Raw genomic sequence first — 25,767 nt, 5'->3', positions numbered from 1 at the left:
GGCGGACCACAAGGGGACCAAGCATGACGACCTGCAAGTCGGGTTTCACCACCAGACGGCTTTCCAATCCCCCCCGTACTGAAGTTGGCCCTTCCGCTGTGGAACTTGGAGTGACGGTCGCTGATCATGTTATGCGGTCGTAGTGAGGGTTTCAGGCTTGATGGGATGGGCGTGTCGGGCCAGGGCGGCCACGAGAAGCGGCAGGTCCTTGTAGCCCTTGATACGACGGAACTTGGTCTCGCGACGCGCACGCCGACGGCGGCCCGGCGGGGCATCGCCGCGCCTTTCCAGTTCTTGACGTTACGCTGGGTAGCGCGGGCGATAGAGATCATGGACTCGATGGGATTGGTCATGAGCAGGGTGCGCTCCAGCGCCTTGGACCCGTCCAGCACGAACAGCAGCCCGCCGGAGGCATCCAGGCCGCGGTCGACGCGATACGCGGCCCGTCAATCGTCATCGCGGCGACTGACGGGCGATGGCCTCCCTGCGGAATCCAGCCAGGCGAGGGCGGCCGGCGATCCCGCCCGCGATGGCGCGGGCCGATCAGCCGGCCTGGTCGTTCAGCCTTCTGATCGGCGTGCGCACCGCGCGCAAGCGTCCGGCAAGTGAGCGACAAACGGGCGGCAAGTCACGGGTGAGATTGTCGAAGTGTTGTCCTTGCTGGTCATGACCGAGCAAAAAACCGCGTGGGAAGGACACCGGATGAACGCACTCATGCGCCCCTGGTTCCGGTCGCCGGCTATCGACATCAGCCCGGTGCCGCACGGGTCCGCTCAACCGGCCGTTCGACGTCGGCGAACTGTTCGGCGAGAAGCCGACGAACCTCAGAATCTGCACGCACGCGACTGATCACGCGCTTGCCGGCCACTGCACCAGTGTATGCCGGTCGTGGTAAACCGCCGCTCGTTGCCGTATGAGACGGCGGAACAGCGCCTTGTCCGTATCACTACGACCCAGCCGGCAGGTCGCCACGGCCGCTGCGCCGGCTGCTGGACATCCTGGGCCGCCTCTACCCTGTTTCCGCCTCGCACCTCACGCCGCCTCGCACCTCACGCCGCTTCGCACCAGTGCGACCGCCGCGTACGCATCTGTGGAGCCGCGCCGTCCTGCGTGAGCTTGCCCGAGGACCCGACGCGACATTGACGGCATCCCTTCAAGAACATCTCGGCAATCTTCTGGTCGAGTCGCTACGGCAGTTCGTGGCTGGCCACAAGGAATTCCGTGGCGCCCCGCTCTTCTCTTCTTCCGACAAGTTCCAGCCGTTCCGGGACCATCGCGATCTTCTCGGCTTCAACCACGGAATCCACTACTCAAGGGAGAGCCATCGTGGCGACGCGCCCACCAGCACAGGCAGAGAAGTCTTCTGACGTTCACCACCAAGCCGGCAACAGTCTCACTGCGAAATCATGCGATGCCCAGGGGGAAGCCGAGATCGCCGAGCAGGGCCAGGAGTCCGATCCGGAGCACACCGTCGAGTTGTCGGCCGAACAATGGCTCATCCATCGCGCCGAGATCGTGCATTACGTCAGTCACCTGCTTGACGGCGACATCCACACGGCGGAAGACGTGGCTCAGGAGACCACACTCCGGTTATGGCAGCACCCTGAGGTGCACAAACCTGGGCGGTCGTTGACGCCATGGCTGCGGAAAGTAGCCCGGAACATCGTGGTCGATCGACATCGCCGGGTCCGCGCCAGACCGTCCGAGGTGAACTTGGCCACGGAACTGGACCTGGAGGGGCCGCAGGCTACCGTCAACACCGCTCTTGATGGCCACCGGGCCTTCGAGGCCATCGAATCAGAGGCGGTCGTCAATGACATGTTGTCGTGTCTGTCCCCGAAACACCGAGCCGCAGTCGTCGCGGTCTACATCCAGGGCCACATCGTGAATGATGTGGCGACCATGCTGGGCATTCCCCCCGGCACCGTGAAATCTCGATGCCATAACGCGATTCAGCAACTCCAGAAGGTACTCCATGTCGACACCGAGTCCGGTTTCGCGACGTAGGTACCCGCCCTGCGTGGGGCTGGTCGGGCGTAGGCGGCGCCAACGGCAAAGCTACATACCCACGGCGTGAAACCCGCCATCCGCCCAGATCATGGACCCAGTTGTAGCAGGCAACCAGTCGGAAAGAAGAGCGCAAACGGACTTGCCAACGGGTTCAGGGTCATCGACCTTCCACCCGAGAGGAGCCCGAGACCCCCACTGCTCCTCAATGTCATCGGACCCAGGAATGGACTTGGCGGCCACAGTCCGAACGGGACCAGCGGCGACAAGGTTCACCCGAATCTGCTCGGGCCCCAACTCCTTGGCCAGGTACCGGGTGACGGACTCCAGACCGGCCTTGGCAACCCCCATCCAGTTGTAAGCGGGCCAGGCCTGCCGTGCGTCGAAGTCCATCCCCACCACCGAAGCCCCTTCACTGAGCAGCGGAAGAACAGCGCGCGTCAAAGACATGAACGAATAGGCAGAAACGTGAACGGTGGTGGCGACATCCTCCCAAGGAGCCTCCAGGAATGGATTACCGAGGCAAGAAGCCGGAGCGAACCCGATCGAGTGCACTACACCGTCCAAACCGGATACGTGCTCGGACACCTTGCCCGACAGTGACTCAAGGTGCTCGGAGTTGGTGACATCCAGTTCGATCACCGAGGCGGGTGCGGGCAGACGCTTGGCGATCCGCTCGACCAGCCTGAGCCTGCCGAATCCGGTGAGCACCACCTCAGCTCCCTGCTCCTGCGCGATGCGCGCCACGTGGAAGGCGATCGAGGCGCCCGTGAGCACGCCGGTGATCAGCAGCCGCTTGCCGTCGAGCAGACCCGTCACAATCTCTCCCTTTGAATAGCAGTGGCTCAGTGGCCCATTCCAAGGCCGCCGTCGACCGGCAGCACCGCGCCGGTGATATAGGAGGCCGCGTCGGAAGCGAGGAACGTGGCGGCCGCCGCGACCTCCGTGGTGTCCGCGTAACGGCCGAGGGGGACCTGGCCCAGGGTTTCCTGCTTGCGTTCGTCGGGCAGGACCGCGGTCATCTCGGTGGCCACGAAACCGGGGTTGATCACGTTCGACGTGATGTTGCGGCTGCCGAGTTCATGGGCGAGTGAACGGGCGAAGCCGACGACGCCGGCCTTGCTCGCCGCGTAGTTCGCCTGACCGGCGCTGCCCGACAGGCCCACGACCGACGAGATGAACACCAGCCGGCCCCAGCGCTTGCGGAGCATGCAGCGGGTGGCACGCTTGGCGACGCGGAACGAGCCGGTCAGGTTGGCGTCGAGCACGCGGGTGAACTGTTCCTCACTCATCCGCAGCAGCAAAGTGTCGTCGGTGATGCCGGCGTTGGACACCAGGATCTCGACCGGACCGTGCGCCTCTTCGACCTCGGCGAACGCCGCATCGACCTGTTCCGGGTCGGTCACGTCGCAGGTGACGCCCAGCATTCCGTCCGGTGCGTTCGAGCCGCGGTGGGTCACCGCGACTTTGTCTCCCTGATCGGCGAACGCCCGCGCGATCGCCAGACCGATGCCACGGTTACCACCCGTGACCAATACCGACCGTGCCACTTTCGATTCCTCCAGTCCCGCCATCCGGTGAAATTCACTGAGGCGCCGCGGATACATAACAGGTGCCATAGAATTCGTGACTGTAGCCCAGCTTTTGGTACCACTTTTCCGCCTTGGATCCCGCTTCCGTCTGAAGAAAAAGGATTTTGGCGCCGGCTGCGTACGCAAGACGTGAGCACTCACTCATGAGAGCGCGGCCCACACCTTTACGGCGTGCATCGGCCACCGTTCCAACGGCATAGACCCCTGCGTAAGGGCCAGCCACCAGCAGGATGGTCACACCGACGGCTCTCCCGCCGGCCTTCGCGAGTAGATAGAATTTCTCATACGTCGAGCCAGTAACCTCGAAGCTGCGCCTCAAGGCATGGATGTAGCTTTCATCCAGCGGCCCGTACAGATCCACGGCATCTTCGCTGGAGTACGCCGAGGAAAACGCGGATAAGAACTCTTCCCGCATTTCGCCGGTTATGCTCACTATCTCGATGCCAGTTGCGTCATTGGCGTTTTCCTGCGGCCTTGCCTCACGCAGCATCCAAGAGTCGCATGCGTACTGAGAGAAGTCGGCAAGCTCGCCTTGCCTGACGGAGGAGAGGGGGGTCACATACAATGCCGGCTGCCGGCCTCGATCGGGCAATTTTTCACTCATTGAACCGAGAGAGGACAGGTCGAAATCGGCATGGGGACAAAAGAAGTTGTAGTAGGGGTCTGCGATGAGATCGCTCAGAACGAGGTGCCCGAGCGGAGTCACGTGTCGATCGGAGCAGAACATTCCCAGAAGGAAGTCGTAATGCAGTCCAAGTAACGTACTGATCCTGGAGTTTTCCATGCAATCCTCCTGCGGCTGTCTTGCGCATGTCTCGGAGGGCGGCGGCCGGTAGGTCGGGGAGGCACCGAAGGACGCCTGCCGACCCGCACACAGGGCCGGCCAGGCGTGCCTCCGCGTTCACGGCCGGGTCACCCCGACTCCCCGTCGGCCATCTTGATCCAGTCCCCGCCGTCGGCGACGACGGCCTCACCGGTGATGAAGCTGGCCTTCGGAGAGGCCAGGAAGGCGATCACCTCCGCGATCTCGACGGGCTCGGCGACGCGCCCCAGGAAGTTCCCTTCCGTCGGACCCTCGGGCCGGCCGATCTCCTCGAAGTACGCCACTGCCGGCGGGGTCCGGACCCACCCGGGCAGCACCGCGTTGACCCGGATGCCGAACTCGGCGAGGTCGGCGGCGGCGTGCTTGGTGAACGCGACCAGGCCCGCCTTCGACACTCCGTAGGGCGCCGTCAGCGGGGCGGCCTGGATCGCGCTGATCGACGCCACGTGCACCACGGCCCCTCGGGTACGCCGCAGCGCGGGGACCGCGGCGACGGTCGTCGCGATCGCCCCCATCAGGTTCGTGCCGAGTACGTCATCCCATTCGGCGGCCGGCAGGTCCGCCACGGGTCCGGGCTTGCCGACCACACCGTGCGCGTTCACCAGCACGTCGAGCCGACCGAAGGTGGACACCACCTCCGCCACCGCTGCCGCGGCGGCCTCCCACTTGGCCAGGTCGGCGCGTACGGCGTGCGCACGGGGGAGCTCGCGAGCGGCTCGGTCGAGACGCTGCTGGTCACGCCCGCACACCGCGACGGTGTGCCCGTGTTCGCTCAGTAGGCGAGCTGTGGCCAGACCGATCCCGCTGGTGCCGCCGGTGACGAGGGCCACCGGGGTGTCCGTCGAGTCCATGGTTTCCTCCTTGCTCCCCGCCGGGGAAGCGGTCACGTGCGCAGCGCGCACAGGTAGGTCTGCTTGGCGCGGCACACCACCGGCCCGTCGAGCAGCTCGATCTCGACCCCGAGGACGAGCTCGTACCAGGCGCGGGCCCGGGGCCGCGCGTCGGTGAGGCGGAAGTGGCCGCGGACCACGCCGCCGGTGGGCACCGGCGCGCGGAAGCGCACGCCGTCGAGACTGTGGTTCACCGTCCGCAGCGCGTCGGTGACGGTGAACGCCTCCGTGGACATGACCGGGATCAGCGACAGCAGCAGATGCCCGTGGGCGATCGTGCCCCCGACGGGGCCGGCCCGTTCGGGGTCGACGTGGATCCACTGGTCGTCCCCGGTGACCCGGGCGAATGCGTCCACGCGGTCCTGGTCGATCCGGTGGTCCTCGCTGGTGCCCAGCATCCGTCCCACGTGATCGGGCAGCTCCGCGGTCGTGAGCACCAGGGGGAGACCGGCCCGGCTCACTTGACCGCGGCAACGACGGCCATCGGGCGCGCCCACCAGTACGAGCAGCCCGGCGGAGGGGCGAGCTCGTGCACGGTCCGCGCGCCGGCCTCGGTTTTGTCGATCGTGTTGGTTGTGTAGGTGCTGCTGCTCATGACGGTCATGGGAATCCTCGGTCGTCGGGGGGGCGCGGTCGGATGTGAGAACGTCAGAGGCCCAGGCGCCGGCGGTAGGTCACGAGGGTGTGCAGGAAGCCGTCGATCTGCTCCTCGGTGTGGCCGGCGTGCGGGATCAGGCGCAGCAGCGCCTGATTTCGGGGGACCGCCGGGTAGCAGAAGACCGGCACGAGGTAGCCGTCCTCGACGAACCACTCGCGCATCGTCAGCGCCGCGTCGTCGTCGCCGATCGGCACCGAGAGCATGTAGGACTCGGCCGGGGTGGTCGGCACGCCCCTCTCGTGCATGTCGGCGCGCAACCGGTCGGCCCGCGCCAGGTAGTCGTCGACGATCGACGGGTCACTCTCCAGGGCGTGGATGGTGCGCTCGGCGACGTGGGCGGTGGGTGGCTGGATGGCGGCGGTGAACATCGAGGTGCCGGAGAGCACCTCGAACGCGTCGATGGCGTGCGCCGGCCCGGCGAGGGCACCGCCTTCCAGTCCGACGGCCTTGGACAGCGAGACCATGACGAAGTCGGCCCGCTCCCGTATCGCGGCGTACTCCGCGGCGAAGGGCCGGTGGGGCGGCCCGTAGAGCATGAAGCCGTTCGCGTCGTCGACCATGGTGATCGCGCCGTGGCGGTCGCACTCGTCGAGCAGTTCCATCACCGGCGCCATCGAGCCGTCGGCCGAGTAGACGCTCTCGATGATCACCACGATCTTGTTCGAGCGGACGCGGTCGAGGACGCGGGCCAGGTCAGCGACGTCGTTGTGCCGGAACGCGTGGACGGAGCGTCCGTACCCGAGGCCCTCGACGGCTTTCCAGATGCTCCAGTGGGAGTCCCGGTCGAGCACGAAGACGGTGTCGCGGTTGTGCACCTGCAGCGTGGTGTCGAACCGGGCGGAGTGGCTCATGGCGTGCACGAAGCCGACGTTGGCCAGCAGCCCGGTCGCGAAGCTGATGGCCCGCTCCTTGCCGGTTTGCCGGGCGATGGACTCCTCCAGCGCCTGGTGCGGGCGGCAGATGCCCTGGGTCATCCGGGAGCCGCCGGTGGTCAGGCCGTACGTGTGGGCTGCGTCGGTGAACTCGCGGGTCAGCGAGAGGCGCCGTCCCAGGTTGAGAAAATTGATACTCGCGAAGTTCACCAGCTCGCGGCCGTCGCGGACGATTGTGGGCCCGACGACGCCGTCGACCACCGGCGGGCGGGAGACCATCTCGTAACCGCTCGCGTCGACGAACTCCGCGAACGACCATGGGGCGAGGCGGTCGGTGAGGTGCGGCGTACTGGTCATGGTGTGCTGTCTCCTGGGCGGGGGGCACGGGATGGGGAGGGGCTCCAGCGCCGTGGCGAGGTGCCCCGGTGAGGCCGGTCCGTCGAACTCGTCGGCGACGAGGCCGGTGAGCCCGGCGCGTGCGAGGGCTTCGAGCGCACGGGGGACCACGAGCGGGTCTCCTCCGTGGTCGGCGAGGCTCGCGTTCATGGCCACCGGCGCGGCAGGCGGGACGGCCAGTGCCGAGGTGACCGCCCCGGCGAGGACGTGCTCCGCCGGGGTGCGCGGCACCGGTGCGGTGACCTCCGGGGCGACGTGCTCCGCACGTACCGGGCGGGCGGGCCGGCCGGCCCGGGTGGACCCACCCGTGCGAGGCGTGCCACCAGTCGGCGGCGGGCGCGGCCGAGTGCTCGGGCACCGGGCAAGGGGCGCAGATTCCCCGGGCCGGCTCGCAGACGGGTTCTGCGCCGAGGAGGTCGTCGCCGCCGACGACGTCGAGGGAGAGCATGTCCCCCTCGCGCGTGCACTCGACGTGGAGCGTGTCGCACGAGGCGCCGGGGTCGCTCCAGGAGCGCAGCGCGCCGGTGCCCGGGGCGGGCCGGGGCTCCACCGGTCAGCTCTGGTTGGCCGCGATGTAGCGGACCGCGTCGTTGACCGTGTTGGCCATCTCGTCGTCCGGGATCTTGACCCCGAACTTGTCCTCGGCCTGGACCACGATCTCCACCAAGGACAGCGAGTCGATGTCCAGGTCGTCCACGAAGGACTTCTCCGGGGTCACATCGGCCGCCGCTACACCAGCGATCTCCTCGATGATCTCGCCGAGATCGGCCAGGATTTCCTCGTTCGTCGCCACCTGCTGTGTTTCCTTCCCTGAGTTACTGGATGCGAATTGCGGTCACGGACGGATCGCCACTTGGGCCGCGTAGGACAGCTCGGCCCGCCGTAGCCGTGGGGTGATGGGCCATCACCACGCCCCGGGGCGCCGACTCGATCGTGTCGCCGTCGGGCCGGGTGCACGTACGGGGCGGGACCTATCGGTCGTGCGGGACGTCGGGGGTCACAGCGCGCTGGGAGCCGCACGGACAACGAGGGCCGCGTTGTGCCCGCCGAAGCCGAAGGAGTTGCTCAGGGCCACCCTCATGCCGTCGCGGGTCTGCGCCTCGTGCGGCACGAAGTTGATCTCTGGGTCGATCGGGTGGTGGCAGTTCACTGTGGGGGGCACGGTGCCGGTGCGCAGGACCTGGATCGCGGTGACCAGCTCCACCGCCCCGGCCGCCCCGATCATGTGCCCGGTCACCGACTTGGTGGAGCTGACCGGGATGCGGGTGACCCGCTCGCCGAGGACCTGGCGCAGGACCGCAATCTCGACGGCGTCGTTGAGCACGGTCCCGGTGCCGTGGGCGTTGACGTAGTCCACCTCGCCCGGCGCCACCCCGGCGTCGCGGAGCGCGGCCTCGACCGCCAGGCGCGCGCCCCGGCCCTGCGGGTGTGGCGCGGTCCAGTGGTGGGCGTCGGAGCTCGCGCCGTAGCCGGCGAGCTCGGCGAGCACCGGCGCGCCCCGGGCCGCGGCGGTCTCAGCCGCTTCGAGCACCAGCACCGCGGCGCCCTCGCTCATGACGAACCCGTCGCGGTCGGCGTCGAACGGACGGCAGGCCGCGGCCGGGTCGTCGTTGCGCGTCGAGAGGGCGCGGGCGTTGCCGCTGCCGGCGAGGTCGATCGGGGTGACGCAGGCGTCGGCCCCGCCGGCCACGACCGTGTCGGCGTCCCCGCTGCGGATCATGCGCACAGCGGCGCCCACCGCGTCGGAGCCGCTCGCGCACGCCGTGCTCTGGGCCCGGCTCGGTCCCTGCGTGCCCAGGCGCATGCTGATCTCGCCCGCGGCACTGTCGATGGCGGTGGTGATCGGGGTGAACGGGCTGATCGCCCGCGCGCCCTTGTCGCGCAGCGTGTTCACGGCGCGGCCGAGCGACGCGACCGGGCCGTAGCCGCTGCCGATGACGACGGCGATCCGCGGGGCCCGTTCCTCGTCGACGACGAGCTTGGCGTGCTCGCACGCCTCCAGCGCCGCCGCGAGGGCGTACTGGGCGTAGGGGTCGGTGCGCCGCCGGACCGGCGCCGGCATGTAGCGGGCCGGGTCGAACCCGCGGACCTGGCCGCCGATGCGCACCCCGAGCCCGGTCACGTCGACGCCGTCCAGGATGTCGATGCCGCTGCGGCCGGCCAGCATCGCGGCCCAGGTGTCGTCGACGGTGTGGCCCAGGGGGGTCACCGCGCCGTATCCGGTGACGACCACCGTGCGTGCTGCGCCGCTCATTGCGGGACCACCGTTCATTGCGGGACCACCTCCGCGTCGAGGATGGGCGGGGGGATGTCGTCGGGGGCGACCGGCACCATGAGCACGGCCGTCCCGCCCTGTGCGCAGACCCGCCGCGCGGTGCGCACCTCGTCGGTCAGGGCGTCCTTGTCGCGCAGCACCCTGTGGTGGATGCCTGCCTCGTCGATCGCGGGCGGCGGCGCACCGGGACGCGTGAAGGGGTAGCGTTCCGCGTCGAGGCCGAGGCGGGCGCGCTGGGCGTCCAGCCATCCGTACCCGCCGTTGCACAGCACCACGTAGAGGACACCGCCGTGTGAGCCGGCCGCCGCCGCGATGTCGGCGCGCGCCGCGAGGAAGGCTCCGTCCCCGATGAACGCGGTCACCTCGTGGTGCGGGGCGGCGCGCTTGACCCCGATCGCCGCGGCCGCCCCGAAGCCCAGCGGGGTCTGCTCGGAGGGCACGATCGAGCCGCCGCCGGCGTGGAAGGGGTAGCAGTAGGACCACATGTCCTGCAGGCCGTTCTCAGCCACCAGCACCCGGGGCCCGCTCGCCGTGGCGTCCAGTACGGCCAGCAGCTCGGCGATGCGTACCCCCGGCAGTTCCGCCGCGCGGGCCCGCTCGTCGTCGGCCTCGGCGGCCATGGCCTTGCGGGCGACGGTGATCTCGCGCGCCCACGTCTCGGTGTGTCCTCGGTGTCCGTCCGCGTGGGCCTCGTCCAGCGCCCGCGACCACGCGAGCACGGCGCGCCGGGCGTCGCCGAGCACGCGCGGGCCCGGGAACTCGGCCGACAGGCCGGCCGGGTCGATGTTGACCTGCACGACCGGTACCGGCGGCCATGGCGTGCCGCCCTCGGTGAGGGTCTCCTCCAGCCGGCTGGCCAGGGAGATCACGAGGTCGCAGGTGGAGAACAGCTCGCGTGCGGGCGCCGAGGCGTAGAGGCCGGCCACGCCGCAGAACAGCGGGTGGCGCTCGTCGACGATGCCCCGGCCGGACGCGGTGGTGAACAGGGCCGCGTCCAGGCGCTCGGCGAAACGCTCGACCGCCCCGTTCGCGTTGCGGTGGCGCATCCCGCCCCCGACCAGCACTACCGGGCGCCGGCTCGCGAGGACGGCTGCCGCCGCCGGGCCGCTGGTGACGGGGAAGGACTCGTCGACCAACGGCTCGGGCATGCTCGGCCACGGGCCTGTCCGCACGACCTCCGCCGTGCGGACGTCGTCGGCCATCTCCAGGTAGACCGGCCCCGGCGGAGGCCCCGCGGTCAGGGCGAGTGCCTTCGCCGCGGCAGGGACGACGCGGTCGGGATGGCCCACTCGATAGGCCCACCGGACCAGCGGCGCCACCGCGGCGACCTGGTCCAGCTCCTGGAACCCGCCGCTGCCGCGGCTGCGCTCGGGTGTGCCCGCGGCGAGCAGCAGGACCGGCGCTCCGGACTCCCGCGCCTCCAGCAGGCCGGTCGCGGCGTGGGTGACCGCCGGGCCCTTGCCCAGCGCGCACACCGCGGGCCGGCCGGACTGCAGCGCGTAACCGGTCGCCATGTAGACCGCGTTGCGCTGGTCGCGGCACGGCACGAGGTCCACGCCCGCGGCGTCGAGGGCGCGTAGCAGCTCCATGTCGTCGCCGGGCAGCCCGAAGCAGGTGTCCACACCGGCCAGCACGAGCAGGTCGACGATCGCCGACCACGCGCCGTCGTACCGCGCCCCGTCGCCGGTCAGGGTCGACCCGCCGCGACCGGGTCGGCCGAGGGCAGGTACTCGGCCGCCGCCTTGGACATGAGCAGCGGTTCGGAGCGCCGTTGTCCGCCGAAGGAGAGATAGTTCGCCATCATCCCGAGGCCCCCGAAGGGCCGGTTGCCGTTCTCGGCGTCCAGCAGCGTCTCGTCGACACAGACCCGGTGCCGCTTGGACAGCACCTCGACCGTCTCCGGGTCGGTCCCGTACACCATGGCGCCGAGCGCGCGCTCGCCGACGTACGAGCTCGACAGCCGCTCGCGCAGCCGCTTTCCGTCGGGATAGGTGACGACGTTGAACACCGGGGCGAACATCTCGTCGAGGGGCATCTTGTCGTCGAACCCCCATTCGAGGACTGTCGGTTCGACCCGCCGTGCCCGCAGGTCGATCCGGCCGCCGTGCCGGATGTGGTTCGCATGCCGCACGAGGTATTCCGAGCACTGGCTCAGGGCCGCGTCGTAGTACATCGGCCCGTAGTCGCAGTCGGGATCGGAGTTGGCGCCGTAGCGCAGCGAGGAGAGTTTGGCCGAGAGCCGGTCGACGAACTCGCGCGAGCGTTGCTGGGGCACGAAGACGACGTCGGGGCCGTAGCAGTCCTGCCCGGAGTTGTAGAGCCGGATGGTGGTGAGGTCATGGACGGCGTGCTCGAAGTCGGCGTCGGGCGCGACGACGAACGGGTTGAGGCCCTGGCCGAAGAACAGGAACAGCTGGTCCTCGGCCAGCCCTTCGCGCACGGTCTCGGCGTTGGCGTAGCTGCCGGTGAACACGATGAGATCGGCCTCACGGACCGGCCCGCTGACGAACTTGCGCTGGGACAGCTCGGAGAGCTCGATCGGCAGGCCGTGCACCGGGGCGAGCAGGGCGTGCAGCCGCCGCGCCTGATTCCCGATCTGCGAGGACGGCCGGAAGGTGACGGTGTCGGTGTAGAGGGACGCCACCAGCAGATAGAGCGCGTAGGCGTACAGCGGGATGTTCGACGGCATGAACACCGCTGCGCGGGGTACGCGGCCGGGCCGGAAGTGGCGGATCTCCTCCTCCGCCCCGTCGAGGGTGGACAGGAACGACCGTATCTCCGCGACGGCCGTGTGGTGGGGTGAGACCTCGGTGAGGATCTCCAGCACGGCGTTCTCGTTGTCGTGCACCCAGCGGCGGACCGCGCGCAACGCGTCGAGTCGCCCGGCGATGGGGATGGGTTCCTCGGTGGGGTGGAATGCGGAGGTGTCGCCATCGACCGTGTCGGAGGATGTGGACAGTGCTGTCATGGCAAGGGTCTCCAGAGCGGCGGGGTCGGGCTTTCCTGTGCTGTTCAGAGGGAACTCAGTGACCACGAGGACGTGGTCGGGCTGCTCGTAGCGGGCGAGCACCGCGCGGAACGCCTGCTTCCAGTGCGCGTGCCCGCGGCCTTGCGCGTCGGCCACCACGAAGACCAGGCGGACGCCGCGGCGCTCGTCCTCCAGCGCGACGACCTGGGTCGGGGACCCGGCAGCCTCGGCCAGCTCGGCGAGATGGTCGGGGTAGAGGGTGTGGCCGTCGCGGTGCACGGCGCGCTTGCGACCGACCGGGATCACGCGGCCGTGGTCGTCGAGCAGGCCGATGTCACCGGTGTGGTGCACGGGGCCGGGCACCGGGACGATCTCGCCGTCGTCGCCGAGGTGACCGGTCATCAGGCCGCTGCTGCGCACCACCAGTTCGCCGAGGTGGCCGCGCGGCAGCGACCGGCCGTTTTCGTCATGGACCTCGACGACCACGCCGGGCAGCGGCCGACCGCACCGGACGGGGTCGGACGGGGAGGCGAGGGCGATGTTGCCGACCTCGGTCGCCCCGTAGCCGTCGAGCAGGGGCCGGCCGGTGCTGGCGTGGAAGCGGGCCGCCAGCGACTGCCCGAGCGGGGCGCCCCCGACGCACCAGGCGCGGACCCCGCTCAGCGCGTCCCGGAACGCGGGCCGGCTGTCGAACAGGTTGAGCAGGCTGTGATAGGTCGGCGGGGTGGCGTCGACGATCGAGAGCCCGTGCTCGGCGCCGAACTCCAGCGCGCTGTCCAGACGCGTCGACGGGCCGTAGACCACGAGCGTGCCACCGCCCAGCCACCAGCACAGCACCAGCGACATGCCGTACTGATGGGAGTAGGGCAGGACCGGCAGCAGGACGTCGTCGGTTCGGTAGCCCATCCGCTCGGCACTGCGGGCGAGGTTGTCCAGGATGGATCGCCCGGAGCGCACGATGCCCTTCGGCGCGCCGGTGGTGCCCGAGGACCAGGAGATGACTGCGTCCCGGCGCCGCGACCAGGCCGTGAGATCCGGCACCTCGTCGGAAACGCTGTGGGGCTCGGGGGTCGAACCGGGCTGCGCCGACGCGCCGTCGATCTCCAGCACGACCCGGGCGCGTTCCCGGACCGACGCTCGGTACGCCGCCGTGGCCCGGTGGTCGCACAGCACCACCGAGGCGTCCAGGTGGGCCAGGGCCAGCAACGCCACGACCCAGCCTGGCGAATTGGGGCCACACACCATCACCCGCGACCCCTGCCCGATTCCCCGACGGGCAAGAGAATCTGCCTCGGCACGCACGCGAGTGATGATCTCGCCGGTCTCCCACGTGGTTCCATCAGGCATGAGTAATCGCCTGAAAAGAAGCATTGGACCCCTCCAGGGTGCCTGTGCATGGATATCGCCGAACAGGCGCCGGGGTTCCCGGTGACCTTCGGCGCTTACCGGCGGATTCTTGACCGCAGAACAGCGGATTCTTAACCGCAGAACATTCGAACTCCGGCTGATCAATATGCGACCACCGGATGGTGCCGCATATCTGTCCCGTGTGGACGTGAAGGTGCGACGGCGGTATGGGTGTCGTCGGCCGATCAGGTTTCCCCCGGAGACCCGGGTGACATAGTGGCCCCCGAAGACCCGGGGAAAGCAAGTGACTGGTCGTGGCGTCCGGGCGTCAGCCGCAGCGCCGGTCGGCGCGCGATTCGGCTCCTACCGAGAACACGGCGCCGGCTCCCTCGGTGGTTCACTCGGTGAGGTATCGAGCACCGGAAACGCGGCCGATCTGCGCTCGGAATGGAGCAGCCACGCCACTCCACGACGCGTCTGCCTCGCGGCGAGACCAGTTACGGGTCGCCGACTTCACGAGACCAGTTTTTGCGGGTCGCCGACTTCACCACGATTCATCTACGTGCCCACTGAGGTCGACCCCGTAGGTCGGGCACCGACGGTGGGGGCAACCTCGATGAACCGCGCACTGCCACCGGTGCGTGTTCATGATGTGACACACTTTCATTCAAGCTTCGTGCACCCATGCCAGCAGGTACCCAATGCGCGTTGGACGGAGCGCAACAGCGTCGATCACGAAGGCGTGGCCGTTGCGCAATCCACTCTCGCAACGCGACGCTCTGGCGAGTCGAGCCCCGGAACTCAGCTGCGTTCGGCCCGGGCATGACAGAGCCGGGTGAGCCCGAGTGGGGCGCGTCGATGCGGGCGGCCCGACCGCACCTCGGCACGGGCACCGAGGGACACGGCGCGGTCGACCAGTACAACAAGGACCGGCCCGCGGGCCCCATGTATGTGCAGCGGGCTCACGAATACGCCCGGTCGGGCGTGCAGAGCTATATGGGGCTCCCGGTCTGCCTGACCCCTGAGGACCTCGTGGCCGGCGAGATCGATGTCGCCGCGTGCGGGGTCCCCTGGGACGCCACCGGCGTCGGCCGCAGCGGCGCCCGGCGCGGCCCGGTCGCGCTACGCACGACCGGGATGGGCTCCACGCCCGAGTTTCCCCTGCCGGACCTGCACACCCGAGTGGACCCCTTCAAAGTGCTGCGCTGCGCGGACTATGGCGACTCCCCGACCGCGTCGGGCAACACCCCCGAGACCTTCGAGGAGATACGCAAGTTCGTCACGACCATCCTTGAGGCCGGAGCCACCCCGCTGGTGCTCGGCGGCGACCACGGCATCACCTGGCCGTGTCTGACGGCCGTGGCCGACCACCTCGGCCACGGCACGGTCGGAGTCATCCACCTGGGCGCGCACACCGCCATGGAGCCGGTCGAGGGCTGGGACATGGGCAGCGCCCGCAGCGCGCTACGCCGCACGGTCGAATCGGGCGTGGTCCGTGGCGAGCACGTGTTCCAGCTCGGCGCCCGCGGCTTCGACACCAGCGCGGGCCTCTGGCCCTGGTTGAACGACAACGGGGTGCGCGTCCACCTGGCCGCCGAGATCGATCAGCGCGGCATCGAGACCGTGATCGACCAGCTGATCGCCGAGGCCACCGTTCCCGGAGCGCCCACCGGCTACTACCTGTCGATCTCCATCGACGTGGCCGACCCGATGTACGCCCCCGGCACAAGCAGCCCCGAACCGGGCGGGCTGCGCAGCACCGCCCTGCTGCGCAGCATCCGCCGCATCGGCGCCGAACTCGACCTCGTCGGCATTGAACTCGTCGAGCTCAACCCTCAGTTCGACAACGCCGGGCAGATCACCGCGCTGCTGGCGCACCGCACCCTGCACCACGCCCTGACCGGGATGGCCATGCGACGTCTCGGTATCACCGAGCGCGGCTGGATCCACCCCGACGCCCTCGACCACGGCCTCGCCGACCGTCCCGGAGACTCATCATGACCGGCACACACGACAACCACGACCACTCCGACGACCACGCGCACGGTCACCACCACACCATGTGGCCCGAAGGGTTCTGGGCGCAGCCACCGCGGCTCGGGGCGGGGCTCGAAGGACATGGGGCGGTCGACGATTACAACAAGGACCGCAAACCCGGGCCCCTCCACGTCAACCGGCGCTACGAGGGCGGCTACTCGGGCATCCAGACCTTCGCCAAGCTGCCGGTCTGCCTGACACCCGAGGATCTCGGCGCCGGCGAGATCGACGTCGCGGTGTGCGGGGTACCGTGGGACTCAACCGCCAGCGGCCGCAGCGGCACCAACCACGGCCCGCGGGTGATCCGTTCAGCGGACTACAAGGGCGGCTACGGCCGCCCTCACCTGAGCCTGGACACCGGCGTGGACGCGTTCGATGTGCTCAACTGCTGCGACTACGGCGACGCGCCGATCAGCGTCGGGAACACCCCTGTCACCTTCGAGGGCATCCGCAAGTTCGTCGGCACCATCGTCGATGCCGGCGCGATCCCTCTCATCCTGGGCGGCGACCACGCGATCACCTGGCCCTGCGCCACCGCGGTCGCCGATCACTGGGGTCACGGCAAGGTCGGGATCGTCCACTTCGACGCCCACGCCGACACCAGCGCCGATGCCCCGCAGAGCCTGGCCAGCCACGCCACGCCCATGCGCAAGCTCATCGAGTCCGGGGCGGTGCCCGGCGCGAACTTCGTACAGGTCGGTCTTCGGGGCTACTGGCCCGACCCGGAGACCCTCGCCTGGATGAAGGAACAGCGCATGCGCACGCACTTCATGGCCGAGATCGAGCGCTTCGGGTTCGACCACGTCCTGCAGCGCGCCGTCGACGAGGCCCTCGACCAGGCCGACCACCTCTACCTGTCGCTGGACATCGACGTCGCCGACCCCGCCTACGCCCCGGGCACCGGCACCCCGGAACCGGGCGGGCTGACCAGCAACGAGGTCCTGCGCGCGGTCCGCCGGCTCTGCACCGAGGTCGGCATCGTCGGCATGGACATCGTCGAGGTGTCCCCGCCCTTCGACGACAAGAGCGAGATCACCTGCCTGCTGGCGAACCGTGCCGCCCGCGAAGCACTGACCGGGACCGCGATGCGCCGCCTGGGCGTCACCGGCCCGGATCAGCCGGCGCCCGCCGCCTCGCACCCGGCGCCTCGGCCGGCCTCGGCGCATCAGGGACCGGGCACGTCAGGCCCGGTCGACACGGCCCCGGCGTCGCGGGGAGGCACCCCCCGTTGACCACCCGCCCGGGCCGGGACCACGGTCGCACGGCCGTGCTCGCGGTGCTCCTGCTGGGCCCGGTTGCCTGCGGCGGGGGCAACACCACCAAGCCCGCCCCGATCCCCGCCGACGGCGCCTGAAGGTGGGCCTGCTCGGCGACATCGACCGGCCTCCCGCCCCGGACGTCCGTTGGACAACACCGCCCTGGGCCATCACGTTCACCCTCTACGAGGTCTGGTCGCTCACTCCGACGGGCCCGCCGGCAGCACCGCGCACCGATCGTCCCCGAGCTCGACGCCTCGGGCGTCAGGTGTTTCTCGACTCTCGACGTTCTGACCAGCGTCATCACGCTGGAGCAGCCGAACACGGAAAGGTAACGGCGTGAGCCAGCACCCTCTCGACCCGCTGACCGCCAAGGAGATCACCCGAGTCGGCGAGATCGTCCGCGCACACCCCGTCTTCACCGACCGGACGCACTTCTCGTCCATCGCGTTGGCCGAGCCGGGCAAGCCGCTGCTCAAGGACTACGCCCGCGGCGGTGCCGCCCCCGACCGGGAGGCACTGGTCGTGCTCTACGACCGCGAGCACCGCATGGTCCGCGAGGTGCTGGTGTCGCTGACCCGCGACACGGTGGCCTCCACCGCCGAACGGAGCGGGCAACGTCCCAGAGTGCAGAGCGCGGACTTCGAGGCCGTCGTCCCCGCCATCAAGGAGCACCCGGACTGGCTGGCCGCGATGCGTCGCCGCGGCCTGACCGACCCCGCTCTGATAGAGGTCCATCCGTGGCCGCCGGGTTACAACGACGAGCGCGACGACTACCAGCACCGCCGCGTGGCCAAGGCGCTGACGTTCGTGCGCCCCACCAAGGACGACAACCCGTTCGCCCGCCCGGTGGAAGGGGTGGTGGTCACCGCGGATCTCGATACCGCCGAGGTACTGCGGGTCGAGGACGTCACCCGGGTTCCTGTCGGCGACGACGGCGGGCGCCACGGCCCGCAGCAGGCCACCCGCGAGGGCGTACGCCGGCTGGACATCACCCAGCCCGACGGCCCGAGTTTCACCCTGGACGGTTACCTGTTGCAGTGGCAGAACTGGTCGATCCGTGTCGGCTTCAACGACCGTGAGGGACTGGTACTCCACCAGATCAGCTACAACGACCAGGGCCGCCGGCGCTCGGTCATCCATCGCGCCTCTCTCTCGGAAATGTGGGTCCCCTACGGTGATCCCGCTCCCCTGCACCGCAACAAGGCGGTGTTCGACGAGGGCGAGGTCGGGCTGGGCAAGCTCGCGAACTCGCTGGTCCTGGGCTGCGACTGCCTCGGCGAGATCCGCTACCTTGACGGTGTCACCGCCGACTGGGACGGGAAGCCCACCGTCATCGAGAACGCGATCTGCATCCACGAAGAAGACACCGGTATCGCCTGGAAGCACACCGGGCACGGCGAGAACTTCGAGCAGTTCGCCACCGACGTCCGCCGCGGCCGCCGCCTGGTCGTCTCCTCGTTCTCGACCCTGTCCAACTACGACTACGGATTCTTCTGGTACTTCCACACTGACGGCAGCGTGGAGTTCGAAGTCAAGCTCACCGGCATCATCTCCGCCGGCGGCGTGCCCGCCGGCGAGGTCCCCGCCTCAGGCACCGTCGTCGCGCCCGGGGTCTACGGGCCCCACCACCAGCACGCGTTCAACGTGCGTCTCGACATGGCCGTGGACGGCGACCTCAACACCGTCGTCGAGTCCGACTGCCGGCCCGCCCCCCTCGGCCCGGACAATCCGGTCGGGAACGCCTGGACCGTGCACACCACCCCCCTGGAGCGCGAGCTTGAGGCCCAACGCGTCGCCGACGCCACGCTCGCGCGCACCTGGACGGTCCAGAACGAGGGCGTCCGCAACGCCCACGGGGGACCGGTGGGCTACCAACTCGTTCCTCAGTCCGGAGTGCTGCCGCTGCTGCACCCGGAGAGCCCCGCGCTCGGCCGGGCACTGTTCGCGACCAAGCACCTCTGGGTGACGCCCTACCGGGAAGGCGAGCTGTTCGCTGCCGGGGCCTACCCGTTCCAGAGCGGGCCGGGTGAGGGGCTGCCCCGCTACACGGCCGGCAACGAGAACGTCCGCAACACCGACATCGTGGTCTGGCACACCTTCATCGCCCACCACGTCGTTCGCCCCGAGGACTGGCCCGTCATGCCGGTAACGACGGCCTCGATGCACCTGCGACCGGTGGGGTTCTTCGACCGGAACCCGGCGCTGGACCTACCGCTGCCCCACGACACCACCAGCATCTGCCACAACACCCCCGGCGTCGCCACCGACGCCGAGGCGCTCCGGCATTCATGAGCCCTTCTCCGACCTGGCGACTGGCGATCCTGTCCGTGGGCACGTTCGTGCTCGGCATCGACGGGTTCGTGCTGCCCGGTCTGCTGCCTGAGATCTCCTCGGATCTCTCGGTGAGCGTGGCGGCCGCGGGACAGCTGACGACGGCGTTCGGTATCGCCTACGCGGTGGGCTCGCCGATCACCGCGACCCTCACCGGGCGCATGGATCGCCGCGTCGTCATCTGTACGGGCATGGTTGTGTTCCTGCTCGGCATGGTGCTGCAAGCCGCCGGGCCCACCTACGGCGTGGTCATGACCGGACAGATCGTCGCCGCGCTCGGCGCCGCCGCCTTCCAAGCCAACGCCTTCGCTGTCGCGGGTGTCCTCGCCCCGCCCGACCGCCGATCCCGGGCCTTCGGCATGATCGCTGCGGGCGTCAGCCTCGCCGCTGTCCTTGGATTGCCCTTCGGGCTGCTGATCGGCCAACTCTGGGGATGGCGCGGAACCTTGTGGACCATCGCCGCTCTGGCCGCGGTCACGGCGGTGATGGCCGGCCTGTTCGTGCCATCGGTGACACTGCCGGCTACCACGATGCGTGACCGGCTCGCGGTGCTGGTGAACCCGCGCATCCTTGCGCTGCTCACGGTCAGCGCGCTGGTGCTCACACCGCAGTACCTCCTCGGCTCGTACGCCTCGGCAGTGGTCGGTGTCAGCTCGCCGGGCAACGCCACGGCCATTCTGATCGCCCTGTCGGTCTACGGCACAGGGGTCTTCGTGGGCAACCGCCTCGTCAGCCTGTTCGCCGACCGCTTCGCCTCGCTCGCGGTGATCGTCACCGGTCTCGGCGTCGTCGCCCTGTGCTCCGGGCTCCTCGCCGTCGTACAGCACTGGTTCCTGCCCACCCTGGCCGCCTTGTTCATCCTGGGGACGGTGGGCTTGTCACTGGTCGTCCCACAGCAAAACCGCGTCTTCGTCGCGGGCGGCGACGTAGCCGTGATCGCCCTGAGCCTCAACGGGGCGATGAACCACATAGGTGCCGCGATCGGCGCCGGAATCGGAGGCGTCGTACTCGCCAACGCCGGCCCGCTCTGGCTGGCCCCCACCGCGGCAGTGCTCGCCCTCGGCGTCATCGCGGTGGCCATGATCACCGCCCCCGACTCTCTCGGCAACAAGCCCACCAACGCAACGCCAGGCCGTTCCAGAGACGTCCGAGCATGGTGAGCCGTCAAGACGGCTGGGCCTGGATCCACATCGGCACAGGAACTCGTTCGAACGCCTGGAACCGGAGCGCGAAAAGAGGGCCTACGCAGGCTCTGACCTGCGGAGACCCTCCACACCGTCGGGACGACAGGATTTGAACCTGCGACCCCTTGACCCCCAGTCAAGTGCGCTACCAAGCTGCGCCACGTCCCGATGCGCTACCGCGGATGGCCCGCGTGATCACGCGAAGAGAACTTTACCGCACGCCGGGGGCCGCCTCCGACGGGGGACGTGGGCGCGGGAGAATCGACTCATGAGCGGGAAGCGAAGCACGAATGGGGCAGAGCGGACGAATGGCACATCAGAGGGCCGTTCCGTCGAGGGGCGTGACCGGGACACGCAGGGGCGGGCGCGGAACGCTCGGCCGCGGGACGGGCTGGGGCGGCCCCTGCCGTACGGCGCGGAGGGTGTGGAGCGCCAGCCGGAGGGTGTCGTGCGCGGCCCCGAGGACACCGTCGCCGAGGCTCAGGCGCTGCTCGACGCGGGCAAGCCGTTCCATGCGCACGAGGTCTTCGAGGACGCCTGGAAGTCGGGGCCGGACGGTGAACGGGGCCTGTGGCGCGGGCTCGCCCAGCTCGCGGTGGGCCTCACGCACGCCGCCCGGGGGAACGTGACGGGTGGGGCGCGGTTGCTGCGGCGAGGGGCCGGGGCGGTTGAGGAGTGGGCGGCCGTGGCCGGGGAGCCGCGGCCGTACGGGATCGATGTGTCGGAACTCGGCGGTTGGGCACGGGAGTTGGCCGGGGTCGTGGAGCGTGGCGGGGCGGTGGTGGACGCCGGGGCGTGGGCGCCGCGCTTGCGTGGGGGCGGGGCGGCGTAGGGAAATCGGCGGTGCTGTCGGAGGGGGCGCAGGGGCCCGCTCCGGGGGCTTGGAGCCGGACTGTCAGTGGGGTGCGGCAGACTCGGGGTGTGCGAAAGATTCATGTCATCGGCATCGGGGCGGGCGACCCCGACCAGCTGACCCTGCAGGCGGTCAAGGCGCTGAGGAGCACGGACGTGTTCTTCGTCCTGGACAAGGGCGAGGTGAAGTCGGATCTCGTCCAGCTGCGCCGTGACATCCTCGACGCGCACCTGCCGGAGGGGAGGTACCGGCTGGTCGAGGCGCGCGACCCGGAGCGGGACCGGAGCGCCGGCGGTGCCGCGTACTCACCCGCCGTCAGTGACTGGCGCCGTGCCCGCGCCGGAATCTACGAGCGGCTCATCGCCGAGGAGCTGGGCGAGGACGAGAGCGGTGCGTTCCTGGTGTGGGGCGACCCCGCGCTGTACGACAGCACGCTCGGGATCCTGGAGGAGGTCCTGGGCCGTGGTGCCGTGGCCTTCGAGTACGACGTCGTGCCCGGTATCAGCAGCGTGTCCGCCCTGGTGGCACGCCACCGCACGGGGCTGAACCGGGTGGCCCGGCCCGTCCAGATCACGACGGGGCGCCGGCTCGCCGAGGGGTTCCCCGAGGGGGTCGACGACGTGGTGGTCATGCTCGACGCCCACCAGGTCTTCCGGCAGTACGCGGACGACGACATCGACATCTACTGGGGCGCCTACATAGGCACCCCGGACGAGATCCTCGCCTCCGGCCCGCTCGCCACCACGGCCCCCCGCATCGAGCGCCTCCGTGCCGAGGCCCGCGAGCGCAAGGGCTGGATCATGGACACGTACCTGCTGCGCAGGCGTCCGCGGGGCGAGAGCGGCTGAGGCTACGGGGCCGCGGGGCTCACGTGTCAGGACAGCGCCTCCAGGTCAATACATCTGGGGCCTGAAGCCCAGACGGGACAGAACCGTCGGTACGTCCGGTACGGCGGACACCCCAGGCGGCAGTGGCGGCCGCCGTACGACGACGACCGGCAGGCCGAGACCGCGGGCGGCCACGAGCTTCGCGGCCGTGGCCTCTCCCCCGCTGTCCTTGGTGACGAGGACGTCGATGCGGTGCTCACGCAGCAGTGCCCGCTCGCCGTCGACCGTGAACGGGCCGCGCGCCAGCAGTACCTCGCTGTGGGCCGGCAGCGGCGGTTCGGGGGCCTCCACGGACCGTACGAGGAAGTGCGCCTCGTTCAGTCCGGCGAAGGCGGCGAGGCCCAGACGGCCGGTGGTGAGGAGGACACGGCGGCCGAGGGACGGCAGGAGCGCGGCGGCCTCGGTGAGGGAGTCCGCCGGGTGCCAGCGGTCGCCGGGGCCGGGGCGCCAGCCGGGGCGGCGCAGGACGACGGCCGGGACGCCGGTCGCCGCCGCGGCACGCGCCGCGTTCGCGGTGATGGCGGCGGCGAAGGGGTGCGTGGCGTCGACGACCGCGTCGGCCTTGTGCTCGCGCAGCCAGGCAGCCAGGCCCTCCGCTCCGCCGAACCCCCCGATCCGCACGTCACCGGCCTGTGCCCCCGGACGCGACACCCGCCCGGCGAGGGACGTGGTCACGCGTACGCCGGGGCGCGTCGCGAGCGACGCCGCGAGCTCACGTGCCTCGGTGGTACCGCCCAGGACGAGGACGTGGAGGCCCTTCCCGGCGGGCGGGCGGAGATGGGGGCGCAGCGACATGGTGCCGAGCGTACGAGTCCGTCAGCGGATCAGGAGCTGCGCTCCGCCCACCACCGTCGCGGCTATGACGAGTTGCTCGAAGAGGCGCTGGTTGATGCGGTTCACGGCCCACTTGCCGAGGAGCGCTCCCGGCAGGACGAACAGGGCGAGGGCCGCGTCGAGGAGGAGCGAGGGGCCGTCGATCAGGCCGAGGCCGACGCTGAAGGGCACCTTGGACACGTTGACGATGAGGAAGAAGAAGGCGGACGTACCCAGGAAGCCGAGTTTGCGGAAGCCGGCCGACAGGAGGTACATCGACATCACGGGGCCGCCCGCGTTGGCGACCATCGTGGTGAAGCCGCCGAGGACACCGTACGAGCGGGCCTTGACGCGGCCCGCCCGCGTGGTCACCCCGTCGGGGTCGTCCTCCTTCTCGGCGGTGCGGCGGCGCCACCACGTGACCGCGGCCATCATCAGCAGGATCACACCGATCGAGGTCCGTACGATCCCGTCGTCCGCCCACAGCAGGAACACCGTGCCGAGGACGACACCCGCGGCGACGGCGGGGAACAGCCGCCAGAGGGTGGGCCAGTGGGCGTGTCGCCGGTAGGTCAGCACGGCGAGTACGTCCCCGACGATCAGGACCGGCAGCAGGACGCCGGTCGACGCCCGGGCGGGCAGGACGGCCGCGAAGATCGCGAGGCTGACCGTGTTGGCCCCGCTGACGGCTGTCTTCGAGAAGCCCACGAGCAGGGCCGCGAAGGCGAGCGCGGCGAATTCGGGCAGGGATATGTGCCAGAGCGTCATCGTGTTCATGCGGGGACCGATGCTATGCCCACCCATCTCGGCGCGACAGGACCGTCTCGCCAGATGGCCCGCGCCGGCGGCGGAATCGGGCCGCCCGGTCCGTCACGCCCCGTGGACCGCCGCCCGGCTCCCTGGGAAGATCGCCCGGGAACCTTCACCGACGCAGCTGGAGGAGACATGGCCGACGCGCGCGAACACACCCTCACCGGGACCCGGGGAAGCGTCGTCGCCGTTGAGTGGCCACGCGAACGGCCGCGGTACGTGGCGCTGCTCGTGCACGGCTACGGGGAGCACATCGGCCGGTACGAGTACGTCGCCGACGTGCTCACCGCCCACGGTGCCGCCGTGTTCGGGCCCGACCACATGGGGCACGGGAAGTCGGCGGGCGAGAGGGTGCTGATCGAGGACTTCAAGGACGTGGTCACCGACGTGCACACGGTGGAGGAGCTGGCCCGGGCCACGTACCCCGGAGTGCCGGTCGTGCTGATCGGCCACTCCATGGGCGGGCTCATCGCGGCGCGGTACGCCCAGCGGTACGGTGCCGGGCTCGCCGGGCTCGTGCTGTCCGGGCCGGTGCTCGGCACCTGGGAGCTGCCCCGCACGCTGCTCGCGTACGACGAGCTGCCGGACGTGCCGATCGACACCGGTCTGCTGTCCCGGGACCCGGAGGTCGGTGCCGTGTACGCGGCCGATCCGCTGGTGTGGCACGGCCCGTTCAAGCGGCCGACGCTGGAGGCGATCGTCCGCACCCTGGAGACGGTCTCCAAGAACGGCGGCATCGGGCCGCTCCCCCTGCTGTGGGTGCACGGCGACGACGACCGGATCGTGCCGCTGCCGGGGAGCCGTACGGGCATCGAGGATCTGCGGGGCTCCGACTGGGCCGAGCGCGTCTATCCCGGTGCCCGGCACGAGGTGTTCAACGAGACGAACAAGGACGAGGTCCTGGCGGACGTGACCGGGTTCGTGGATCGGGTCGTGGGGAGCTGAATCAGGGGGCTTTTCTGCCGGTCACCGGTGGGCGGAGACGGCGGAGGGCGTGCCGAAGCGGACGGTGACGCCCGGCGAGTAGAGCACGCTGACCGGTGGCTCCGTCATGGGCGGCAGCCCGGCGGCGGTGAGCAGGTCCCCGTCCAGGTCGAGCAGTTGGGCCCGGTGCAGCGGCCATGGCGCGTGCTCGTTCGGCAGGTGGACCGTCCGGCCGTGCCAGGGGACGTGCAGACCCCAACGGGCGGTGAGGAAGCGTTCCAGCGCCGTGGGCCGCGCTATGGGCCTGCCCGTCCTGACCACGGTGCGGCTCGTCGGTCCCGGGCGGCGGCCCGTGGACCGACGTCGACGGCTGGTGTAGGTGATCACGTCGTTCTCGCGGCGCAGTCGCATCCTCGACCACGTGTAGGGCAGGCGTATGCCGAGCCGGCCCACCAGGGCGGGCAGGAGCCGGGCCGCGTCCAGGGAGCGGAACACGACGCCGCGCCGGCCGTGGTCGTCCACCGAGTACAGCCGTACGTTCGTCTCGCAGAACGTTCCGAGGTACGGCAGGCCGGGGCCCGGCCCCAGGCCCACGTCGCGCATCAGGAAGGGGACCAGGCCGACGTAGGTGACCCCGTCGAGGGTGTCCGGGCGGGTGCCGGGCGGCAGCAGCCCCGCCACCCGGTCGGGGTCCACCGGCCAGTGCAGGAAGGTCAGTTCGTGCCAGCCCTGTACGAGCGTCGGCCGCCGCACGGGCCGCGGGGTGGACACAGTGATCGGCTCGGTCTCCATGGCCTCACCTTGTAGCACGGCCGCCTCTGCGGGGTGTTCGCCGAGTCCG

23 protein-coding genes and 1 tRNA gene are annotated in these 25,767 nt (G+C 70.1%); 9 read left to right on the top strand and 15 right to left on the bottom strand.

Annotated elements, in window-relative coordinates:
• The first annotated feature begins 1,326 nt into the window (after positions 1-1,326).
• Positions 1,327-2,007: a sigma-70 family RNA polymerase sigma factor gene (locus IE262_RS16300; RefSeq protein ID WP_189874401.1), complete on the top strand. Its 681-nt coding sequence runs from the start codon at positions 1,327-1,329 to the stop codon at positions 2,005-2,007.
• Positions 2,008-2,058: 51 nt separating this feature from the next.
• Here IE262_RS16300 and fabI read toward each other — a convergent pair whose 3' ends face one another.
• The 11 genes from fabI to IE262_RS16245 form a co-directional block, all read right to left on the bottom strand.
• Positions 2,059-2,826, bottom strand: coding sequence for an enoyl-ACP reductase FabI (gene fabI, locus IE262_RS16295; protein ID WP_189874399.1), 768 nt, complete (start codon positions 2,824-2,826; stop codon positions 2,059-2,061).
• Between the two features lie 26 nt (positions 2,827-2,852).
• The gene (gene fabG, locus IE262_RS16290; protein WP_229877293.1) at positions 2,853-3,557 is read right to left on the bottom strand and encodes a beta-ketoacyl-ACP reductase; all 705 of its coding nucleotides are present in this window, start codon (positions 3,555-3,557) and stop codon (positions 2,853-2,855) included.
• A 34-nt stretch (positions 3,558-3,591) separates the two neighbouring features.
• Positions 3,592-4,383, bottom strand: coding sequence for a GNAT family N-acetyltransferase (locus tag IE262_RS16285; RefSeq protein WP_189874395.1), 792 nt, complete (start codon positions 4,381-4,383; stop codon positions 3,592-3,594).
• 128 nt (positions 4,384-4,511) lie between these two features.
• On the bottom strand, positions 4,512-5,273 hold the full coding sequence (locus IE262_RS16280; protein WP_189874393.1) for an SDR family NAD(P)-dependent oxidoreductase: 762 nt from the start codon (positions 5,271-5,273) through the stop codon (positions 4,512-4,514).
• A gap of 32 nt (positions 5,274-5,305) precedes the next feature.
• Positions 5,306-5,710, bottom strand: a complete 405-nt coding sequence (locus IE262_RS16275) for a MaoC/PaaZ C-terminal domain-containing protein (protein WP_134037828.1) — start codon at positions 5,708-5,710, stop codon at positions 5,306-5,308.
• Between the two features lie 59 nt (positions 5,711-5,769).
• Complete coding sequence (locus IE262_RS16270; protein ID WP_189874391.1) at positions 5,770-5,907, bottom strand: hypothetical protein; 138 nt, start codon at positions 5,905-5,907, stop codon at positions 5,770-5,772.
• A 53-nt stretch (positions 5,908-5,960) separates the two neighbouring features.
• Complete coding sequence (locus IE262_RS16265) at positions 5,961-7,469, bottom strand: aminotransferase class I/II-fold pyridoxal phosphate-dependent enzyme (RefSeq protein WP_229877287.1); 1,509 nt, start codon at positions 7,467-7,469, stop codon at positions 5,961-5,963.
• 322 nt (positions 7,470-7,791) lie between these two features.
• Positions 7,792-8,031 carry an acyl carrier protein gene (locus IE262_RS16260; RefSeq protein WP_134037414.1) on the bottom strand — a complete coding sequence of 80 codons (240 nt, stop codon included), beginning with the start codon at positions 8,029-8,031 and terminating at the stop codon, positions 7,792-7,794.
• A 204-nt stretch (positions 8,032-8,235) separates the two neighbouring features.
• The gene (gene fabF / locus IE262_RS16255) at positions 8,236-9,492 is read right to left on the bottom strand and encodes a beta-ketoacyl-ACP synthase II (RefSeq protein ID WP_134037411.1); all 1,257 of its coding nucleotides are present in this window, start codon (positions 9,490-9,492) and stop codon (positions 8,236-8,238) included.
• A gap of 14 nt (positions 9,493-9,506) precedes the next feature.
• The gene (locus IE262_RS16250; protein WP_268249571.1) at positions 9,507-11,162 is read right to left on the bottom strand and encodes a thiamine pyrophosphate-binding protein; all 1,656 of its coding nucleotides are present in this window, start codon (positions 11,160-11,162) and stop codon (positions 9,507-9,509) included.
• 38 nt (positions 11,163-11,200) lie between these two features.
• The gene (locus tag IE262_RS16245) at positions 11,201-13,828 is read right to left on the bottom strand and encodes an aldehyde dehydrogenase family protein (protein ID WP_229877285.1); all 2,628 of its coding nucleotides are present in this window, start codon (positions 13,826-13,828) and stop codon (positions 11,201-11,203) included.
• 822 nt (positions 13,829-14,650) lie between these two features.
• On the opposite strand from IE262_RS16245, the gene IE262_RS16240 reads away from it, so the two are divergent.
• From IE262_RS16240 to IE262_RS16225, 5 genes are all read left to right on the top strand, one after another.
• Complete coding sequence (locus IE262_RS16240; protein WP_189874387.1) at positions 14,651-15,829, top strand: agmatinase family protein; 1,179 nt, start codon at positions 14,651-14,653, stop codon at positions 15,827-15,829.
• On the top strand, positions 15,826-17,097 hold the full coding sequence (gene speB, locus IE262_RS16235; protein WP_189874385.1) for an agmatinase: 1,272 nt from the start codon (positions 15,826-15,828) through the stop codon (positions 17,095-17,097). Before IE262_RS16240 ends, speB begins: the two co-directional genes overlap by 4 nt.
• Complete coding sequence (locus IE262_RS40190) at positions 17,094-17,219, top strand: hypothetical protein (protein ID WP_268249570.1); 126 nt, start codon at positions 17,094-17,096, stop codon at positions 17,217-17,219. The genes speB and IE262_RS40190 overlap by 4 nt, the downstream gene beginning before the upstream one ends.
• A 241-nt stretch (positions 17,220-17,460) precedes the next feature.
• Positions 17,461-19,416 (top strand): primary-amine oxidase, encoded by a 1,956-nt coding sequence (locus IE262_RS16230; RefSeq protein ID WP_189874383.1) that lies wholly within the window; start codon positions 17,461-17,463, stop codon positions 19,414-19,416.
• On the top strand, positions 19,413-20,615 hold the full coding sequence (locus IE262_RS16225) for an MFS transporter (protein ID WP_189874381.1): 1,203 nt from the start codon (positions 19,413-19,415) through the stop codon (positions 20,613-20,615). Before IE262_RS16230 ends, IE262_RS16225 begins: the two co-directional genes overlap by 4 nt.
• A 118-nt stretch (positions 20,616-20,733) precedes the next feature.
• Here the strand turns inward: IE262_RS16225 and IE262_RS16220 are convergent.
• Positions 20,734-20,807 (bottom strand) — tRNA-Pro (locus IE262_RS16220).
• A 100-nt stretch (positions 20,808-20,907) separates the two neighbouring features.
• Here IE262_RS16220 and IE262_RS16215 point away from each other — a divergent pair.
• Positions 20,908-21,471 carry a DUF309 domain-containing protein gene (locus IE262_RS16215; protein WP_189874379.1) on the top strand — a complete coding sequence of 188 codons (564 nt, stop codon included), beginning with the start codon at positions 20,908-20,910 and terminating at the stop codon, positions 21,469-21,471.
• 89 nt (positions 21,472-21,560) lie between these two features.
• Entirely contained in the window at positions 21,561-22,340 is a 780-nt protein-coding gene (gene cobF / locus IE262_RS16210; RefSeq protein WP_189874377.1) for a precorrin-6A synthase (deacetylating), read from the top strand.
• 45 nt (positions 22,341-22,385) lie between these two features.
• Here cobF and IE262_RS16205 read toward each other — a convergent pair whose 3' ends face one another.
• Complete coding sequence (locus IE262_RS16205) at positions 22,386-23,174, bottom strand: cobalt-precorrin-6A reductase (protein WP_189874375.1); 789 nt, start codon at positions 23,172-23,174, stop codon at positions 22,386-22,388.
• A 21-nt stretch (positions 23,175-23,195) separates the two neighbouring features.
• Complete coding sequence (locus IE262_RS16200; RefSeq protein WP_134037382.1) at positions 23,196-23,969, bottom strand: sulfite exporter TauE/SafE family protein; 774 nt, start codon at positions 23,967-23,969, stop codon at positions 23,196-23,198.
• 168 nt (positions 23,970-24,137) lie between these two features.
• Between IE262_RS16200 and IE262_RS16195 the strand changes: the two genes are divergently transcribed.
• On the top strand, positions 24,138-24,947 hold the full coding sequence (locus IE262_RS16195; protein ID WP_189874374.1) for an alpha/beta hydrolase: 810 nt from the start codon (positions 24,138-24,140) through the stop codon (positions 24,945-24,947).
• 21 nt (positions 24,948-24,968) lie between these two features.
• Here IE262_RS16195 and IE262_RS16190 read toward each other — a convergent pair whose 3' ends face one another.
• Positions 24,969-25,718 carry a YqjF family protein gene (locus tag IE262_RS16190; RefSeq protein ID WP_189874372.1) on the bottom strand — a complete coding sequence of 250 codons (750 nt, stop codon included), beginning with the start codon at positions 25,716-25,718 and terminating at the stop codon, positions 24,969-24,971.
• Positions 25,719-25,767 lie beyond the last annotated feature (49 nt).

This window comes from Streptomyces bluensis, from assembly GCF_014650715.1.
Lineage (GTDB): Bacteria > Actinomycetota > Actinomycetes > Streptomycetales > Streptomycetaceae > Streptomyces > Streptomyces bluensis.
Note: the sequence above shows the minus strand (reverse complement) of the source record. Positions and strands in the feature narration are given on the sequence as shown.

Coding starts and splice junctions, on each gene's coding strand:
- IE262_RS16285 (WP_189874395.1), bottom strand. CDS start 4,383: ATGGAAAACTCCAGGATCAGTACGTTACTTGGACTGCATTACGACTTC.
- IE262_RS16280 (WP_189874393.1), bottom strand. CDS start 5,273: ATGGACTCGACGGACACCCCGGTGGCCCTCGTCACCGGCGGCACCAGC.
- IE262_RS16275 (WP_134037828.1), bottom strand. CDS start 5,710: ATGCTGGGCACCAGCGAGGACCACCGGATCGACCAGGACCGCGTGGAC.
- IE262_RS16270 (WP_189874391.1), bottom strand. CDS start 5,907: ATGAGCAGCAGCACCTACACAACCAACACGATCGACAAAACCGAGGCC.
- fabF (WP_134037411.1), bottom strand. CDS start 9,492: ATGAGCGGCGCAGCACGCACGGTGGTCGTCACCGGATACGGCGCGGTG.
- IE262_RS16245 (WP_229877285.1), bottom strand. CDS start 13,828: ATGCCTGATGGAACCACGTGGGAGACCGGCGAGATCATCACTCGCGTG.
- IE262_RS16240 (WP_189874387.1), top strand. CDS start 14,651: ATGACAGAGCCGGGTGAGCCCGAGTGGGGCGCGTCGATGCGGGCGGCC.
- speB (WP_189874385.1), top strand. CDS start 15,826: ATGACCGGCACACACGACAACCACGACCACTCCGACGACCACGCGCAC.
- IE262_RS16225 (WP_189874381.1), top strand. CDS start 19,413: ATGAGCCCTTCTCCGACCTGGCGACTGGCGATCCTGTCCGTGGGCACG.
- IE262_RS16215 (WP_189874379.1), top strand. CDS start 20,908: ATGAGCGGGAAGCGAAGCACGAATGGGGCAGAGCGGACGAATGGCACA.
- IE262_RS16205 (WP_189874375.1), bottom strand. CDS start 23,174: ATGTCGCTGCGCCCCCATCTCCGCCCGCCCGCCGGGAAGGGCCTCCAC.
- IE262_RS16200 (WP_134037382.1), bottom strand. CDS start 23,969: ATGAACACGATGACGCTCTGGCACATATCCCTGCCCGAATTCGCCGCG.
- IE262_RS16195 (WP_189874374.1), top strand. CDS start 24,138: ATGGCCGACGCGCGCGAACACACCCTCACCGGGACCCGGGGAAGCGTC.
- IE262_RS16190 (WP_189874372.1), bottom strand. CDS start 25,718: ATGGAGACCGAGCCGATCACTGTGTCCACCCCGCGGCCCGTGCGGCGG.